Genomic DNA, 17,188 nt, shown 5'->3' on the forward strand with positions numbered 1-17,188 from the left:
CAAACCCCAGAAGGAGAAAGGTGTCCGGTTTAACCGGCAATTGTCTTACTGACCGCTACGGTCTTTATCTGGAGATAACCTTCCGTGGATTATCAAAAAAGCGCTAAACAGATTATTGAACATTTGGGTGGCGAGAATAATATCGTTTCACTGTTTCACTGCATTACCCGACTGCGATTTTATCTTAAGGATAACAGTAAGGTAGACCGCAATGCGTTGGAAAATTTAGACTGCGTCATGGGTGTCAATTTATCTGGCGATCAGTTTCAGATAATCATTGGTAACAAAGTCACGCAGATCTGCAGCGCCATCCAGGCGGAACTGCCGCATCTTAAAAAGAGCGACGACGCGAAGGAAGGCGAAGGTAAAGAGAAAAAGCGCCGTAATCCTGTCTCTTCAGCGCTGGAAATTATCTCCGGAATTTTTTCCCCGATCATTCCGGCAATTGCCGGGGCCGGGATAATGAAAGGCCTGCTGTCGCTGTTTATTTCGTTCGGCTGGGTGGCGAATACTAACCAAACCTACCTGATCCTCTCGGCCATCAGCGACGGCGTTTTTTACTTTATGCCGATCGTTATCGCCTACAGTTCCGGGTTAAAATTTGGCGCAAACCCTTACCTTTCGGTAGCGCTGGCGGCAACGCTGTTTCACCCCACGCTGGTCACGCTGCTGAAGTCGGGCGATCCCGTAACCTTCTTCGATATCCCGGTTTCTGCCGTCTCCTACGCGGGCTCGGTCATCCCGATTATTCTGTCAATATGGCTGCTCAGCTACGTGGAAGGGTTCTTTAATAAGATTATCCCTTCTGCGGTAAAAACCATGTTCGTGCCGCTCATCAGCTTGCTGATCGTCGCACCGGTGATGCTGATTTTCATTGGCCCGGCCGGTATTACCGTAGGTAACGCTTTATCCGGCGGCATTATCTGGCTGGTCGAAAATATGGGGCCACTGGCAGGTATCATCGTTGGCGGCACGCTCTCGCTGATGATTATTACCGGTATGCACTATGTTCTGGTACCGATCATTATCAATAACATCAGCAAGCTGGGTTACGATCCGTTCAAGATTATTATGTACGTGGCGAACTTTGGCCAGGCGGGTGCAGCCTTTGGCGTGTTCCTGCGCAGCCGCAATAAAAAAACCAAAAGCCTGGCCATTTCGACCTCATTCAGTGCGCTGATGGGAGTGACGGAACCGGCGATGTACGGCATTAATATTCGTTTCAAACGTCCTTTTGCAGCTGCGTTAATCGGCGGAGCCTGCGGCGGTGGCGTAGCGTTGTTCTTCGGCGTGAAAGCCTATGCCTATGCACTGAGCGGCTTACCCGGCCTGCCGGCGCTGGTCGGGCCAACGTTTGGCTGGGCGCTGCTGAGCCTTGCCGTTGCCTTCAGCGTTGCCACTACCGCCACGCTACTGCTTGGTTTTGAAGAAAAAGCTGACGGCGACACTGCTAAGACAACACCGGAAAAATCGCCACCTTCTGGCAACGCAGAAACGCTAAAGGCCGGAGTAAGCAATGTCATCATCAGCCAGGATGAGCGTCTTTTCGCCCCGATAGACGGCAGGCTGATGCCGTTAAATGAGGTCAGCGATCCGGTCTTTGCGGATGAGGTTTTCGGTAAAGGCATCGCTATTTATCCCTCAGAAGGCGTGTTGATTTCCCCGGTAAACGGCAAAGTCGGTTCGGTTTTTGCTACCAACCACGCGATTACGCTGGAAAGTGATTCCGGCGCAGAGATCCTGATTCATATCGGCATTGATACCGTCAAGCTCAAAGGCCTGCACTTTACCCGACTGATTGAAGACGGTCAGGACGTTAAAGTCGGCGATCCGCTTATTCGTTTCGATTTAGATGCATTAATTAAAAACGATATCGACCCAAGCGTAATTATTATTGTCACCAATACCGAACGCTATGGCGATATTAGTTTGATGGCGAAGGGCGATATTAAATCACAGGAAGAATTCTTAAAACTTTCCGTTGCGGCTTAAGGAGTAAATAATGACTTTCTCTAAAAATTTCCCCGATAACTTTCTATGGGGCGGCGCCACCGCGGCCAATCAGCTTGAAGGCGCGTTTGATGTTGACGGTAAGGGCCTGTCGGCCTCTGATGTTTTCATTTTTGATATTAATTCACCGAAAGAGCGCTGGCTCGATCAGTGGGCCGGAATGACCCATGCGCAGGTTGCCGAAGCGCAAAATCCTGACAGCAAAAAATATTATCCCAAGCGTCGCGGTAATGACTTTTATCACCACTATGAGAAAGATATTGCGCTGTTTGCCGAGATGGGATTCAAGTGTTTCCGCATGTCGATTGCCTGGACACGCCTTTTCCCACGTGGGGATGAAGCCGAACCGGTAGAGGCAGGTCTGGCCTTTTACGATAGGGTATTCGATACGTTGCGCTCCCACGGGATCGAGCCGGTGGTTTCGCTTTCTCATTATGAAATGCCGCTGACGCTGGTAACAGAGTACGGCGGCTGGCCAAACCGCCAGGTGATTGATTTTTACCTGAAGTTTGCCACCACCGTTTTCACCCGCTACCGGGAAAAAGTGAAATACTGGATGACGTTTAACGAAATCAACTGCGTTAAACACCATCCGTACGTCAGCGTCGGCGTGATTGAAGAGAACCACCCTGACCTTGAGCAGGCCAAATATCAGGGTGCACACCACCAGTTTGTGGCCAGCGCGCTCGCCACCAAAGCCTGCCACGAAATCATCCCTGGTTCACAGGTCGGCTGCATGATCAGCTACCAGATCCTCTATCCGCATACCTGCCATCCGGACGATCTGCAGGCCTGTGAGGAAGCCCAGCGCGTGTCATTGTTCTTTAGCGACGTGCAGGCGCGCGGTGCTTATCCGGCGTGGACGGAAAGAATGCTGGCCGCTAAAGGCGTAACGTTACAGATTGAACGCGGCGATGAGGAAATTCTCAAGCTGTATCCTGTTGATTTCGTCTCGTTCAGCTACTACATGTCCAGCACCATCAGCGCGCACCCGGAAAGGCTGGAAGGGGTCAAAGGCAATCTGATCACCGGTGGCATCCGCAATCCGCATTTGCCGGAAAGCGACTGGGGCTGGCAGATCGATCCGAAAGGCCTGCGGCTGGCGCTGAATCAGCTTTATGACCGCTACAAAAAGCCGGTGTTCGTGGCTGAAAACGGCCTGGGAGCTGTGGATAAGGTCGAGCCGAATGGCGAAATCCATGATGACTACCGCATTGATTATCTGCGCCTGCATATTGAGCAGATGCAGGAAGCCATCGCTGACGGCGTTGAGCTGTTTGGCTATACCTGGTGGGGGCCTATCGATATGGTCAGCGCCAGCACCTCACAGATGTCAAAGCGCTATGGCTTTATCTATGTCGATCAGGACGATATGGGGAATGGATCGCTGGCGCGCTCGCGTAAGAAGAGCTTTTACTGGTATAAAAAGGTCATTGCCTCTAACGGTTCCGACCTGAGCAATTAATTCTTAGGAAAGTACGCTACATGGACTGCATCCCAAACGTTGGTTATCCGACGGAGTAAGGTGCAGTTTTTATTTGAGTATTTTGATTTTTCAGGGATACCTGAGTTAATGATTGTCATCAACGTTCTGCTGCCTATTTTTGCCCTGATCCTGATTGGCTATGTCTGCCGTAAAACCCTGCGTCTGGGAGCCACGGCGGCCTCCGAGCTTAACCGTTTTGTGGTCTGGCTTTGCCTGCCTGCCCTGCTGTTTAAATCAACGGCGACGGCAACCCTGAGCCAGATCTGGCATCCGCAGTTTATTGCCGTTTTCTGTCTGAGCACTCTGTCGGTATTTATCGTTACGCTCTTAATACGCTTTCGGGCAAAGAAAAACCTCGCCGAAGCCAGCCTTGATGGCCTGAGTGCCTCCTATGCCAACACCGGGTATATCGGCATCCCGCTCTGCCTGCTGGTCGCCGGACCTGCGGGCCTTGAACCCGCGCTGATTGCCACGCTGATTGTGGTTTGCCTGCTATTTTCCCTGTCGGTTATCTGCATTGAAGTTGCGCTGCAAACGGAAAGCAGCTGGCATCAGGCGGCGCGAAAAGTGCTGATTTCACTGTGTAAAAACCCGCTGGTGGTCTCGCCTATTCTGGGGGCGTGCTGGGGCGTTTCCGGGGCTGAACTTCCTGCCGCTTTATTGCAGTTTCTGACCATGCTGGGTGTGGCAACCACGCCATGCGCGCTGGTTTCGCTCGGCGCGTTTTTAGCCCACAGGCAGACAGGGTCCGGCAGAGGTTCCATGCAGCTGGTCGGGATAAAGCTGATTGTTCACCCGCTCATGACCTGGGTCCTCGCCTTTTATGTGTTTCACTTGCCGCCGCTGTGGGCTAAAACGGCCCTGCTGCTCAGTGCTCTGCCGACCGGCACCGGTCCATTTATGCTGGCGGAATACTACCGGCGTGAAGCGTCCGTTGTATCTCGCGTGATTCTGCTGTCCACCCTCGGTTCGCTGATTACGCTTTCGCTCTGTATTTATCTTATTGGGTAAGTGCGCCTCAACGGCCGCCCGATGGATTTTTCGGACGGCAATCCTTGATACATATAGCGATTCCGCCATCCCAACAGCGTGATTCTGTGGAATAATACCTTTTTGAACGTTTCCCGATGACAGGTAGAGTTTTATGACCTCTGAAAATACGCTGACCATGTACGGCATTAAAAACTGCGACACCATTAAAAAAGCGCGCAAGTATCTGGAAGCCAACAATACCGACTATCGGTTCCATGATTACCGTGCCGACGGGCTGGACGCGGCGCTGCTGGGCCAGTTTATTGCGGTTCTCGGCTGGGAGCCGCTGCTGAACACGCGCGGCACCACCTGGCGCAAACTGGATGAAGCCACGCGCGAAGCGGTGAATAATGCAGCAGCCGCACAGGAACTGATGCTGGCAATGCCCGCAATCATTAAACGCCCGTTGCTCTGCGCCGCAGACGGCTCTATGCTGCTGGGCTTCAGTGAAGCCACGTATCAGCAGTTTATTCAGGAGAAGTGTTAATTATGTATTGTCCGGTCATTGAGTTGACGCAGCAGCTTATTCGTCGCCCTTCCCTCAGCCCGGATGATGCCGGTTGCCAGGCTATTCTCATTGCTCGCCTTGAGGCACTGGGCTTTACCGTTGAGCCAATGAACTTTGGCGATACCCTGAATTTCTGGGCGTGGCGCGGTCAGGGCGAAACGCTGGCCTTTGCCGGACACACCGATGTGGTCCCAACCGGCGATGCCAACCGCTGGATCAATCCTCCGTTCGAACCCACTATTCGCGACGGCATGCTGTTTGGCCGTGGTGCCGCGGATATGAAAGGTTCGCTGGCGGCGATGGTGGTTGCAGCCGAGCGATTTGTTGCCGCACATCCGCGACATAAAGGTCGCCTGGCCTTCCTGATCACCTCCGACGAAGAAGCCAGCGCCGCCAACGGCACCGTTAAGGTGGTTGAGGCGCTGATGGCGCGCAACGAGCGCCTGGACTACTGCCTGGTCGGCGAACCTTCCAGCACCGAAGTCGTGGGTGACGTGGTGAAAAACGGCCGTCGCGGCTCGATTACCGCTAACCTGACCATCCACGGCGTGCAGGGCCACGTTGCCTATCCGCACCTCGCCGATAACCCGGTGCACCGTGCGATGCCTGCGTTGAACGAGCTGGTCGCCACTGAGTGGGATCGCGGCAACGAGTTCTTCCCTCCTACCAGTATGCAGATTGCCAACGTGCAGGCGGGAACCGGCAGCAACAACGTCATCCCAGGTGACTTTTTCGTGCAGTTCAACTTCCGCTTCAGCACCGAACTGACCGATGAGCTAATCAAACAGCGAGTACAGGAACTGCTCGATCGCCACCAGCTGCGCTACAGCATCGAGTGGAAACTTTCCGGTCAGCCGTTCCTCACTTCACGCGGCAAGCTGGTTGATGCGGTAGTTAACGCGGTTGAGCACTATAATGAAATCAGGCCACAGCTTGAAACAACCGGCGGTACGTCCGACGGGCGCTTTATTGCCCGCATGGGTGCTCAGGTGGTGGAGCTGGGACCGGTGAACGCCAGCATTCACAAAATCAACGAGTGCGTGAAGGCCGCCGATCTCCAGCTGTTGAGCCGTATGTACCAGCGCATTATGGAACAGCTGATCGCGTAAGCGTTCTGAGGTGAGGATATGGAATTTTTTAAAGAGTACTGGTGGGTCCTGGTGATCCTGCTGATGGTCGGCATTCTGATGAACGTGTATAAGGATCTGAAGCGCATCGACCATAAAAAGTTTCTCGAAAACAAGCCGAAACTGCCGCCGCATCGCGACTTCAATCATAAATGGGATGATGAAGACGACTGGCCGAAGAAGAAGTAACCTGCCTTTCACTCACTAATTTATCTGCATCACTCTCGAAACGGCTCTGGAATTGCTTCCAGAGCCGCTATTGACGCGCTCATGACTCCGTCTTGCTGAATAGCATTACATCAGCGCGATCACATCATCATCACCCGGCCGCCCGCCGCCAAGCGCTTCATCAAAGTAGCGGCGCGGCACGGTAAACTGCAGCCGCTCAAGCGCCATCTGCATCGCCCGGTCATCTACGGCGTGGGTCAAATCGTCCACGATATCCAGCGTGACGTCACCGCCAATGGCCGTTAATCGCTCCTGCGCATCAACCGCATGCGTCAGCGGAACGGTAACGTCATTATCACCGTGAATCAGGTGGATGGTGGTCCGCGTACTCGCTTTCTGCGGTAAAGCCGCATAGCGACCGCTGAAGGCCACAACCCGAGAGGCCAGATCCGGGTGCTGAGCAACGGCCTCGAGGATCATCGTGCTGCCCTGGGCGAAACCAATCAGCGCGGTGGCCTCGGCACGCACGCCATTCTGCTGCTGCTGTTGACGCACGGCGTCGATAAAGCCGGGCAGCACGGCGGCTACGCGGGCCTGCTCATCTTCGCTGCCTGACGCCGGATACCATTGGCTATCCGGCTCTGGCGCGCCAATACTGACCACCTGCGCCCGCGGGAAGGCTTTGGCAAACTCAGTACCGATCTGTGCCATCGCCACCGGTTTATCCCCGGCTGCGTGAAACAGTAAAAACAGCTGAGTGGCCGGAAGCGACGGGCTATGTACAACAACGTGGTCATATTTCATGGTGCTCTCCTTATTCGGTAAAGCGATCATACGCCTCTTACCGACGGAGAAAACGGCAGATTTTTGACAGAGATGTTGGATTTATTGCAACAAGATAACCCGCTGCTGCCAGCTCAGCGCCCGTTCAGCATCAATGATCGCCAGCGCCCGCTGAGCTTCAGTACGCCACGCCAGTAGCAGCGCCTTACGCCCGGCAAGACGATACTGGCGGCATATTTCCGTCGCAGATTGGCGCTGTAGCAGCGCGGCACAGAGCAGCGGTGCGCTTTCCGGCATCAGCTGCGCCAGCCGCCCCAGCGCGGCAAGGCTGGCTTCAAACGGCCGGTGAGCCCAGGCGAAACCCGCCAGCTCACACCAGTCGTCTTCGTCTACATAGTTATCGCCTTGCTGGCGGTTGAGCGGCAGCGTTTGGTCTTCCAGCAGATGACTTAACCAGTAACCCTCGCGCTCAAGCCGGAGTGCGCCACGCACCAACAACGCCCAGCCGGCGTCGCTGAGCGGCAGGATCGCCATCGCCGCATAGCAGCCACTGCTGGCTTCCCGCTGAGTGCCAAAGCGCACCAGTTGGAAGCCGCAGCGCTGCCAGAATCGCCACAGATCGGTGGTGAAACCAAAGCTGACCGACAGGAAATCCAGTCCCTCGCTTTGCTCGCGGCAGATCGCAATCAGCCGCTGGCCACAGCCCTGTCCACGCTGCGGCGCGCTAACCGCAATACGGCTGATGCGCCGCGATCGCAACTGTGCCGCTTCGGGTAGTCCGGCATGCGCCGCCAGAGACTGCGCCACCAGATTGCCGCGCGGGCGGCGGTATCCGGCCCACACCGCCCAGGCCAGATCGGCGGATAGCCCGCCTTCATCAACGGCCCACAGCGCACCCTGCACGGTTTCGCCCTGAAGCGCGGCGGTAAAATGCATGCCCGGCGCGTCCATCATCCGTCGCAGATCCAACGGCGAGGTACGATAGTGGGCGCTGGTCAGCAGCTGATAGACGGCGGCCATACGATCGGGCTGGCGCGTCCAGTCGTCCTGCTCCAGCGCCTGATAAACAATATCCTCCTGCCTCACCGGTGACTCAGCGTCGTCAAACAGCAGCGCTTCGCCAATGAGTTCTTCCAGCGGATCGTTTTCCGCCCAGCGCACCGGCATATCCAGCTGATAGTGCTTCACCTGCGGCAGCGAGGCGCAGAACTTCAGCAGGAAACCGCGCCCGGTTCCTTCGTAACCCTGAACGGTGGTGGTGAGCAGCACGCGGGGGTATAGCGAAACCAACTGCCGTAGCAGCGGTGCGGGGATCGCAGCGGCTTCATCGATCAGCAACCAGTCGGCATGATGCAGCCCTGCCTCGGCCAGCAGGCGATCCGGGGCGATAAAGGCATAATTATCTCCGGCAAAATCGGCCAGCACCGCCGTCGAAACCTTCGCAGGCGCGGTGACCAGGCAGCGCCCCGGCCAGCGAGCGGCCAGCATCCCCGCCAGCGCGGATTTGCCTCGTCCGCGCGGTGCCGTCAGCACTGAGACGCCCGGTTCGCTTTGCAATAAGGCGCTGATGATCTGCTGCTGTTGCTGGCTGTCGCTGCGCCATGCGGGAGTATTAACCAGCAGCGAAAGGTTTAATGGCTGATACTGACGCCAGACGGCAACGCGATCGTCGGCCAGCAGGAGCTGCTGTAGCCGCTGTACAAAGCGCGTGCTGGCAAGGGGAGCATCACTCTCACTCCAACGCTGTGCGTCAGTATCTGCCTGCTGCGGCCAGTGCTGCCACTCGGGAACCAGCAGCAGCAGCCAGCTTCCCGCTTTCAGGGTTCCAGCCAGCGCCGCCAGCGCTTCGGCATGAAAACCTGAGCGAGCATCAAATACCGCGTGCTTAAATTCCCGCCCCAGCAGGGTTCGCATCGCGCCCGGCAGGCAGTTCAGTTCACTACGCGGCGTTTCGCCCACCCATAGCCAGTCGCCGGGGAGTTGATTTATCCAGCGAGTCGCCTGCTGTTCCGCCCACTTCCCTTCACCGCTAATGACCAGTAAGCGACGCCAGCCCTGCCGCAGCAGCTGTGCGGTGGCTTCCATTTCCGTCATCTTCGATCAGCCTGCAAAGGTGTTGCACTGGCCGGGATCGCCGCTGTCGAAGCCCTTTTTAAACCAGCTGTAGCGCTGCTTAGAAGTCCCGTGAGTGAAACTGTCCGGCACTACGCGCCCCTGACTTTGCTGCTGTAAACGATCGTCGCCAATCGCTTCAGCAGCATTCAGGGCCGATTCGAGGTCACCGGTTTCCAGTATATTTTGCTGCTGCATATAGTGGCCCCAGACGCCGGCGAAACAGTCCGCCTGCAGTTCCATTTTTACCGACAGTTGATTGACGGTTTTCTGACTGGCCCCCTGCTGCATCTGGCGTACTTTGCTGTCAATGCCCAGTAGATGCTGCACGTGATGGCCCACTTCATGAGCAATGACATAGCCCTGAGCGAATTCACCGCCGGCGTGCAGTTTGGTTTTCATCTCGTCGTAGAAGGAGAGGTCGATATACACTTTGCTGTCGGCAGGGCAGTAAAACGGCCCCATCGCCGACTGCCCGCGCCCGCAGGAGGTCGACGTCTGTCCACGGTACATCACCAGCGTAGGCGGGCGCCAGGTTTCGCCCATCTGCTTAAACAGCTGCTGCCAGGTATCTTCGGTCAGCGCAAAAATCGTGCGGCTGAACTTTGCGGCTTCATCATCGTTAGCGCCCACTCGCTGCTGGCTGGATGACTGCGTTAATGAGCTGCCGTCACCGGTTATCAGCGGCGTCAGGTCGTAGCCAAAGAAGCCCGCTCCGACAACCACCACCAGCAGGATAATGCCCGCCTTGCCGCGCGGCAGCCGAATGCCCCCACCGCCTGCCGAACCCGACTGGTTACGGCGATCTTCCACGTTGTCGCTCTCGCGACGTCCCTGCCAGCGCATAGGCGGCCTCTTATCTGTAAAGGGTCAACACATTGAATATGTCGATTTTAGTCGTGCGGCAGGCGGAAAACCAGAAAAGTGAACTTCAGGCAGGGACCATACAAAAGGCCAGGAGAACCTGGCCTTAAAGAAAGCGTGCTTTTTCAGGGGCTGAAGCGCCCCGTGGCAAGAATCAGTCGAGCTTCACGCCCAGACGAGTCGCCACTTCTTCATAAGCTTCAATCAGGCCACCCAGGCTCTGACGATAGCGGTCTTTGTCCATCTTGTTCAGGGTGTCTTTATCCCACAGGCGCGCGCCGTCCGGGGAGAATTCATCACCCAGCACCACTTCACCGTTAAACAGACCAAACTCCAGCTTGAAGTCAACGAGGATCAGGCCCGCGTCGGCAAACAGCTTGCTCAGCACGTCGTTAGCTTTGTAGGTCAGGTCGCGCATTTTCGCCAGGTTTTCTTTGCTGACCCAGCCGAAGGTTTCGCAGTAGGATTCGTTGATCATCGGATCGTGTTTGGCATCGTTCTTCAGGAACAGGTCAAACAATGGCGGATTGAGGATCAGACCCTCTTCAACGCCCAGACGCTTCACCAGTGAACCGGCAGCACGGTTACGCACCACGCATTCAACCGGCACCATATCCAGCTTTTTCACCAGCGCTTCGTTATCCGACAGCAGGGCTTCCATCTGGGTTGGGATTCCGGCTTCCTGCAGCTTAGTCATAATGAAATAATTGAACTTGTTGTTAATCATTCCTTTACGATCAAACTGTTCGATACGCTCACCGTCCAGCGCTGACGTATCGTTACGGAATTCGAGTACCAACAGATCCGGGTTTTCGGTGCTGTAAACGGTTTTCGCTTTGCCGCGATACAACTCAGCTTTCTTTTGCATCTTGTTTAACTCCAACGTGTATCCCCTGAAAAATCGACGGGGTAGAGAACGGTTACTGTCCGGGCCGCCTTCGGCGACCCGCTAAAAATTTTCTGCCGGGCGAATTATATGTTCTGCGCGTAAAAAACCGAAGCAATCGTTTACGCAGCGGTAAATAAAAAGGCCGGGAGAGATTCCCGGCCTTCGGATTTACTTAAATGCCGCCTGGAAAACGGCGACCAGCGCGTCGTTTTGCGACTGCGTTAGCGGATGTCCTTTCGGATCGAGGAACTGCAGGCTACTACGGTTATCCAAATCACCGATCTGGAGTTTGTAGTTACCGTTGGTCAGCTCAGGATCTTTCGCTCCCAGCGCATCCCAGGTGCTGCTGCCCGGCGCTTTGTAGGTGACGTTCAGGCTACCCTGCGAACGGTTGCTGTCGGTCACTTCCATGCCCACACGCTTCAGCGTTGCTGGCAGACGCTGCCATACGGCGTTGAACGGCGCACGTACGATCAGATTCGGCAGGCCGGTATCATCGGCACCGCTCTGCACGTCGATCTGCGTCACGCTGCGGTTTGCCGCGGCATCTTCACGGGTGGTTTCAATCTTATCCAGTTTGGTACTGATGTCGTTCAGCATCTGCGCGGTGTAGCGCTGAAGCTGGATCGGCGCAGTCACGTTTTTGCCTTCCTGCTCAAGCTCCAGCAGCTTCACGTTCAGCACCTGCTGATAGCCCTGCTGCTGCACGCTCAGCTGGTAACGGCCACGATACTGATTGTCTTCATCAGCACGGTTCCACTGTACCCAGTCGGTGGTCAACGTCTGATTGCCGTCCTGACGGTCAACAATCGGATAGTTGTAGGACTGTACGGCACTGACGACCTGCGGCCAAATTGAACCGGTGCGTGAATCCACCAGCAGAGTACCGGTATTACCGGCAAACTGGGTGCGGGTACCGTTCATCAGCGCCAGCGTTTGCGCCGGTGGACGAATATCAAGTTGCTTACCCACCTGCCCTTTATCGCTGACGTTCGGGATATCAAATTCACCGTTTTGCAGCGGCAGGATCATGCCAGCAGGAGCGTGCAGATCGCTGAGATCGGCTGCCTGCAGGTAGGATTCGTCACCGCTAACCTGACGCTTGTAACGCTGATCGTTAGAACATGCTGCCAGCAGCATCACTAACGACAGTCCCACCACTTTCGCTACCGTGGACTTTTGTACTGAGTAAGCCATCAATTCTCCCTAGATTTACAGCAGGCCGGCGTTTTTAAGAGCCTGCTCTACAACCGGACGACCGGCATCGGTCAGCGGCGTCATTGGCAGACGCAGCGTGTCGGTTGCTATTAATCCTAACTTTTTCGCGGCCCATTTGACCGGAATAGGATTGGGTTCAACAAACAGCTTCTGATGCAGCTGCATCAGGCGCTGGTTAAGGCGGCGCGCTTCAGCAAAGTTACCCTGCTGCGCCAGAGCACAAAGCTCTGCCATTTCGCGCGCGGCGATATTCGCCGTTACGGAAATAATCCCGTGTCCACCCAGATGCATGAAGTCCAGTGCCGTCGCGTCATCGCCGCTAACCAGCACGAAATCTTCATCAACCAGCTCTTGGATCTGACTTACCCGTGATAAGTTCCCGGTAGCCTCTTTGATTCCGATAATATTTTTAATTTTCGCCAGGCGACCAACGGTTTCCGGCAGCAGATCGCTTCCCGTGCGCGACGGCACGTTGTACAGCATCTGCGGCAGCTCGGTGCTTTCCGCGATGGTTTTGAAGTGCTGATACAGCCCTTCCTGCGTAGGACGGTTGTAATACGGCGTCACGGTCAGGCAGCCGACAACACCGGATTTTTCAAAACGTTTAGTCAGAGAGACGCCTTCCGAAGTGGCGTTTGCGCCGGTTCCGGCGATGATTGGGATGCGGCCATCGGCCAGCTCCAGCGTCATCAGTACCACGTCGCCATGCTCGTCATGGCTCAGGGTGGCGGACTCACCGGTGGTTCCTACAGAAACAATTGCCGATGTACCGCTGGCAACATGATAATCAATCAGTTTTTTCAGACTCGCACGGCAGACATTACCTTTGTCATCCATTGGCGTAACGAGTGCTACAAGACTTCCCGTAAACATTGGCGATCCCCTCGACAAACAAGTGCTTCATGGTACGTTTGACCGAGCATTAAAAGCAAGCGGACAAGGCGGCTCAGGCCCTTGTCAGCAGTTTTTTTTATGTTTACCTTATGGTTATTAGCATTTAGACAGGAAGCATGATTTTGCCGCAGTCACCCGAGCACCACCTGGTTATCACCGCACTTGGCGTTGACCGCCCCGGAATCGTCAATACCATTACACGCCACGTCAGCAGCTGCGGGTGCAACATTGAAGACAGTCGGCTGGCGATGCTCGGCGAAGAGTTCACCTTTATTATGCTGCTCTCCGGTAGCTGGAATGCGATTACGCTGATTGAATCCACGCTGCCGCTGAAAGGTGCAGAATTGGAGCTGTTGATTGTGATGAAACGCACCGGTGCCAGCGCGCGGCCGCCGATGCCGGCCACAGTCTGGGTACAGGTAGAGGTTGCCGATTCACCGCACATTATTGAGCGCTTTACCGACCTGTTTGATTCGCATCAGATGAATATTGCGGAGCTGGCCTCAAGAACCCAGCCCGCCCAGGATAATCAGCCGCCTTTGCTTTATATTCAAATGACGGCACACAGTCCTGCCAGCCAGGATGCGTCACATATCGAGCAGGCGTTTAACCGCCTATGTACAGAACTTCATGCTCAGGGCACTATTAAGGCGGTTTCGCACCACGGTTCCTGAATGGTCCGTCCACCACTGCGGAAAGAAACTGTTCTAATTAGCCCACAGCATAAATGATAAAAAACGGAGTGTAGTGATGAATCCACTGAAAGCCGGTGATATTGCACCGAAATTTAGCTTGCCCGATCAGGATGGCGAGCAAGTAAATTTGACCGACTTCCAGGGGCAGCGCGTTCTGGTTTATTTCTACCCGAAAGCGATGACGCCGGGCTGTACCGTACAGGCGTGCGGGCTGCGTGACAGCATGGATGAGCTGAAAAAAGCCGGTGTTGAAGTTTTGGGTATTAGCACGGATAAACCGGAGAAGCTCTCCCGCTTTGTTGAAAAAGAGATGCTTAATTTCACCCTGCTGTCAGATGAAGACCACGCGGTCTGCGAACAGTTTGGTATCTGGGGCGAGAAAACCTTTATGGGTAAAACCTATGACGGCATTCATCGCATCAGCTTCCTGATTGGCGCTGACGGCAAGGTTGAGAAGGTGTTTGACGACTTTAAAACCAGCAATCACCACGACATCGTGATGGATTATCTGAAAGCGGCCTGATTCGCAGCGGCAGATTGTACCTGATTAAACGGGCGGGCCAGCATAACGCGGCCCGCTCTATCATTACTCTTTATACAGTTCGTCCGGCCAGGCATGGACCACCGCTTTGATCAGCGTCGCCAGCGGAATGGCGAAGAACACGCCCCAAAAACCCCACAGCCCGCCAAAAATCACCACTGACAAAATAATCACCAGCGGGTGAAGATTGACCGCTTCCGAAAACAGCACCGGCACCAGAATATTGCCGTCCAGCCCCTGAATAATCAGATAGATAATCATCATAGTCCAGAAATCGCCGGTCAGCCCCCACTGCCCCAGACCAACACCAATGACCGGAATAGTCACCACCATGGCACCGATATACGGAATCAGTACAGAAACGCCAACCAGCACCGCCAGCAGCAACGCGTAGTTCATGCCGATCGCCAAAAATCCTATCCAGCTGGCAATGCCGACAACAACCATTTCCAACACTTTTCCGCGTATATAGTTGGAAACCTGCTGGTTCATCTCAATCCACACCTGCCCGGCCAGACCGCGATTGCGCGGAAGCACCCGGCGAACCGCATTCAGCAACTGCTCTTTATCTTTCAGCAGGAAGAAGACCATCAGCGGTACCAGCACCAGATAGATAGCCAGCGTCATCAGCCCGACCAGCGAGGCCAGCGAATATTTCACGACCTGATCGCCCAGACCGCTCAGCCGGGTACGCAGGTTTTCCACGACGATATCCACGATGCCGACATCCATCAGCGTAGGAAACCGCTCCGGCAGGCGGGTAGCAAACTGGTAGAGGCGGGTCAGCATGCTGGGCAGTTCGTGAGTCAAATTAATCCCCTGCTGCCAGGCGACCGGCACCACCACCAGCAGTAAAATCAGTAACAGCGCAGCAAAGACAATCAGCACCAGGGTGGTCGCCCAGCTGCGGGAACAGCCCAGTCGTTCAAGCCGTACCGTTGGCCATTCCAGTAAATAAGCCAGCACAATTGCCACCAGCAGCGGGGCCAGCAGGCCGTTAAAGAAAAACAGAATGCAGAACGTTGCCAGCAGGATCGCCAGCAGAGCAATGGCCTGCGGGTCGGTAAAACGACGGCGATACCACTGCAGTAAAAGTTCCAGCATGAAGGAGTCCTTGCCTTGGAAAGATGAGGTGAGTGTAACTGAAACTCACCGCCCTCGCTGCGGTGCGGGGCGGGAGTCAAGATCAGAACGTGGCTGAATGAACGGCTTCCGGCTGCACGGCAGCTTTTTGCAGCGTCATTACCCGGTTACGACCGGCGTTTTTGGCCTGATACAGCGCTTCATCGGCCTGTTTAAACGTGTGTTCCATGGTTTTCATCTCTGGCGTCCAGAAAGCTACGCCGATTGAAATAGTAATACTGCCAACTCTGTCCAGTACCTGAATTTCAATACGTCGGCGCACGCGTTCAGCAATAGCCAGTGCCGTTTCGCTGTCGGTCGCAGGCAGGATCATCAGAAACTCTTCACCGCCGTTGCGACAGATAACATCGGTCTGCCGCGCGCCGAATTCCAGCTGACGCGCGACGTTTTCGATCACATCGTCGCCCACATCATGGCCGAAGGTATCGTTCACTCGTTTAAAGTAGTCGATATCCAGCGCCAGCACGGCAAAAGGCTGCTGGGTAGCCAGGAAATACTCCAGCACGGCATTCAGACCGCGTCGGTTGAGCAGCCCGGTGAGCGGATCGGTTTGTACCTCACTTTTCAGCCGCCCGATCTTATCCTGCATCAGCCCGATACCGGCCAGCATCGCCCGTTTGATCTGCGAAGCTTCATAGTACCAGGAGCGGATGCCGCTAATTTCACGCGAGGCCTCAGAGGTGTCCATCTGGCTGGCTTTACGCGCCAGCTGCCAGAGCGGCAGAGCAATACGCTGTGCGAGTATCAGAGCAAGAATCAGCGTCAACAGCGCAAAAGGCACAGAGTGTTTCAGCACCTGCAGCAGCAGGCTGTTCAGCGGTGCCAGCGTCGCTTCTTTCGGTTTCATCGCCACAATCATCCAGCCCGAAGCCGGAACAATCGCGTAACCCGCCAGCATCGACTGCCCGCCGTCACCTTCCAGTTGAAGCGAACCATTGCTCTCTTTTTTCCGCTGCTCGTCATCAATAATCGGCGGGATAGTTTTACCAATCAGATTACGATCCTGGTGATAGAGCACCTGATTCCCGGCATCCACCACATAAAGCGAGGAACCATCACGGTAGAACTGTTCCCCCAGCAGGGCATTAAGAATGCTTTTCTTTTTCAGATAAATCGATCCGCCGACGTAGCCAAGATAACCGCCGGTTTTCGACCACACCGGCCAGGAGATAAACACCAGCAGGTTATTGGCGGCAGAGATCGTCGGATCGCTAATCATCGGCTTGCGCTGGGTCAACGCCTGTTTGGCAGCGGAAGAGGTCAGCTTCATGCCTTTTAACATCAGCGACTCCGGTGAGATGGCTTTCACCCAGCCGTTGGCATCAACAATCACCACCGAGTTAAAGCTGCTGGTTTGTTCACGCAGACGATCGACTTCTTTTTGCAGCAGCGTTTCATTATCCAGCCCTCCTTCCAGCATTTTCGCGCTATAGGAAAGCTGCGACTGGGCCAACTGGAAGAAAACTTCCGAGGTTGCCGCCAGCTTGGTGGCATAAACTCGGTTAGACTCCAGCGTATTCCCGATCAGCACATCACGCTGCACGCGCCAGCTGGCGTACAGAGAATTCGCCAGCGTGATGACAATACTTGCCACGGCCAGCAGCGTGATCAGCGTGCGCAAATCCGTCTTAGGGCGTAATTGCCTTAACATGGATTCACCATAGTGAATAATTTCATTTTTTTAGCGCCTTGTAGTTTTTATGCGCGTTTGTTAAAAA

The 17,188-nt window shown here is 55.1% G+C and carries 16 protein-coding genes; 8 read left to right on the forward strand and 8 right to left on the reverse strand.

Translation table 11 applies throughout. The features are described 5' to 3' along the window. Nucleotides 1–84: 84 nt before the first annotated feature. From IBT46_RS10050 to IBT46_RS10075, 6 genes are all read left to right on the forward strand, one after another. Complete coding sequence (locus tag IBT46_RS10050; RefSeq protein WP_200545563.1) at nucleotides 85–1,992, forward strand: beta-glucoside-specific PTS transporter subunit IIABC; 1,908 nt, start codon at nucleotides 85–87, stop codon at nucleotides 1,990–1,992. 10 nt (nucleotides 1,993–2,002) lie between these two features. After that, complete coding sequence (locus tag IBT46_RS10055) at nucleotides 2,003–3,475, forward strand: glycoside hydrolase family 1 protein (RefSeq protein WP_200545564.1); 1,473 nt, start codon at nucleotides 2,003–2,005, stop codon at nucleotides 3,473–3,475. 108 nt (nucleotides 3,476–3,583) lie between these two features. Continuing rightward, on the forward strand, nucleotides 3,584–4,507 hold the full coding sequence (locus IBT46_RS10060) for an AEC family transporter (RefSeq protein WP_200545565.1): 924 nt from the start codon (nucleotides 3,584–3,586) through the stop codon (nucleotides 4,505–4,507). Nucleotides 4,508–4,640: 133 nt separating this feature from the next. Beyond that, entirely contained in the window at nucleotides 4,641–5,015 is a 375-nt protein-coding gene (locus tag IBT46_RS10065; RefSeq protein WP_200545566.1) for an ArsC family reductase, read from the forward strand. A gap of 2 nt (nucleotides 5,016–5,017) precedes the next feature. Continuing rightward, nucleotides 5,018–6,145: a succinyl-diaminopimelate desuccinylase gene (gene dapE, locus IBT46_RS10070; RefSeq protein ID WP_200545567.1), complete on the forward strand. Its 1,128-nt coding sequence runs from the start codon at nucleotides 5,018–5,020 to the stop codon at nucleotides 6,143–6,145. An 18-nt stretch (nucleotides 6,146–6,163) separates the two neighbouring features. Then, nucleotides 6,164–6,352, forward strand: coding sequence for a YpfN family protein (locus IBT46_RS10075; RefSeq protein WP_200545568.1), 189 nt, complete (start codon nucleotides 6,164–6,166; stop codon nucleotides 6,350–6,352). A 105-nt stretch (nucleotides 6,353–6,457) separates the two neighbouring features. Here IBT46_RS10075 and ypfH read toward each other — a convergent pair whose 3' ends face one another. The 6 genes from ypfH to dapA form a co-directional block, all read right to left on the reverse strand. After that, nucleotides 6,458–7,135 carry an esterase gene (gene ypfH, locus IBT46_RS10080; protein ID WP_200545569.1) on the reverse strand — a complete coding sequence of 226 codons (678 nt, stop codon included), beginning with the start codon at nucleotides 7,133–7,135 and terminating at the stop codon, nucleotides 6,458–6,460. An 81-nt stretch (nucleotides 7,136–7,216) separates the two neighbouring features. Continuing rightward, nucleotides 7,217–9,208: a tRNA(Met) cytidine acetyltransferase TmcA gene (locus IBT46_RS10085; RefSeq protein ID WP_200545570.1), complete on the reverse strand. Its 1,992-nt coding sequence runs from the start codon at nucleotides 9,206–9,208 to the stop codon at nucleotides 7,217–7,219. A gap of 6 nt (nucleotides 9,209–9,214) precedes the next feature. Next, nucleotides 9,215–10,072, reverse strand: a complete 858-nt coding sequence (locus IBT46_RS10090) for a neutral zinc metallopeptidase (protein ID WP_200545571.1) — start codon at nucleotides 10,070–10,072, stop codon at nucleotides 9,215–9,217. 172 nt (nucleotides 10,073–10,244) lie between these two features. Continuing rightward, nucleotides 10,245–10,958, reverse strand: a complete 714-nt coding sequence (purC, locus tag IBT46_RS10095; protein WP_200545572.1) for a phosphoribosylaminoimidazolesuccinocarboxamide synthase — start codon at nucleotides 10,956–10,958, stop codon at nucleotides 10,245–10,247. Nucleotides 10,959–11,147: 189 nt separating this feature from the next. Then, a complete protein-coding gene (gene bamC, locus IBT46_RS10100) occupies nucleotides 11,148–12,176 on the reverse strand; it encodes an outer membrane protein assembly factor BamC (protein WP_200545573.1) in 1,029 nt (342 codons plus the stop codon). Between the two features lie 15 nt (nucleotides 12,177–12,191). Continuing rightward, complete coding sequence (dapA, locus tag IBT46_RS10105; RefSeq protein WP_200545574.1) at nucleotides 12,192–13,070, reverse strand: 4-hydroxy-tetrahydrodipicolinate synthase; 879 nt, start codon at nucleotides 13,068–13,070, stop codon at nucleotides 12,192–12,194. A gap of 137 nt (nucleotides 13,071–13,207) precedes the next feature. Here dapA and IBT46_RS10110 point away from each other — a divergent pair, with 137 nt between their 5' ends. Both IBT46_RS10110 and bcp read left to right on the forward strand, forming a co-directional pair. Continuing rightward, nucleotides 13,208–13,765: a glycine cleavage system transcriptional repressor gene (locus tag IBT46_RS10110; protein ID WP_370569431.1), complete on the forward strand. Its 558-nt coding sequence runs from the start codon at nucleotides 13,208–13,210 to the stop codon at nucleotides 13,763–13,765. Between the two features lie 76 nt (nucleotides 13,766–13,841). Continuing rightward, the gene (gene bcp, locus IBT46_RS10115; RefSeq protein WP_200545575.1) at nucleotides 13,842–14,309 is read left to right on the forward strand and encodes a thioredoxin-dependent thiol peroxidase; all 468 of its coding nucleotides are present in this window, start codon (nucleotides 13,842–13,844) and stop codon (nucleotides 14,307–14,309) included. A 63-nt stretch (nucleotides 14,310–14,372) separates the two neighbouring features. Here the strand turns inward: bcp and IBT46_RS10120 are convergent, their stop codons facing one another. Then, a complete protein-coding gene (locus tag IBT46_RS10120; protein WP_105593257.1) occupies nucleotides 14,373–15,431 on the reverse strand; it encodes an AI-2E family transporter in 1,059 nt (352 codons plus the stop codon). 82 nt (nucleotides 15,432–15,513) lie between these two features. Further along, entirely contained in the window at nucleotides 15,514–17,121 is a 1,608-nt protein-coding gene (locus tag IBT46_RS10125) for a sensor domain-containing diguanylate cyclase (protein WP_200545576.1), read from the reverse strand. Nucleotides 17,122–17,188: the final 67 nt, after the last annotated feature.

It is taken from the genome of Erwinia sp. S38, assembly GCF_016624545.1.
In the GTDB taxonomy this organism is placed as follows: Bacteria; Pseudomonadota; Gammaproteobacteria; order Enterobacterales; family Enterobacteriaceae; genus Erwinia; species Erwinia coffeiphila.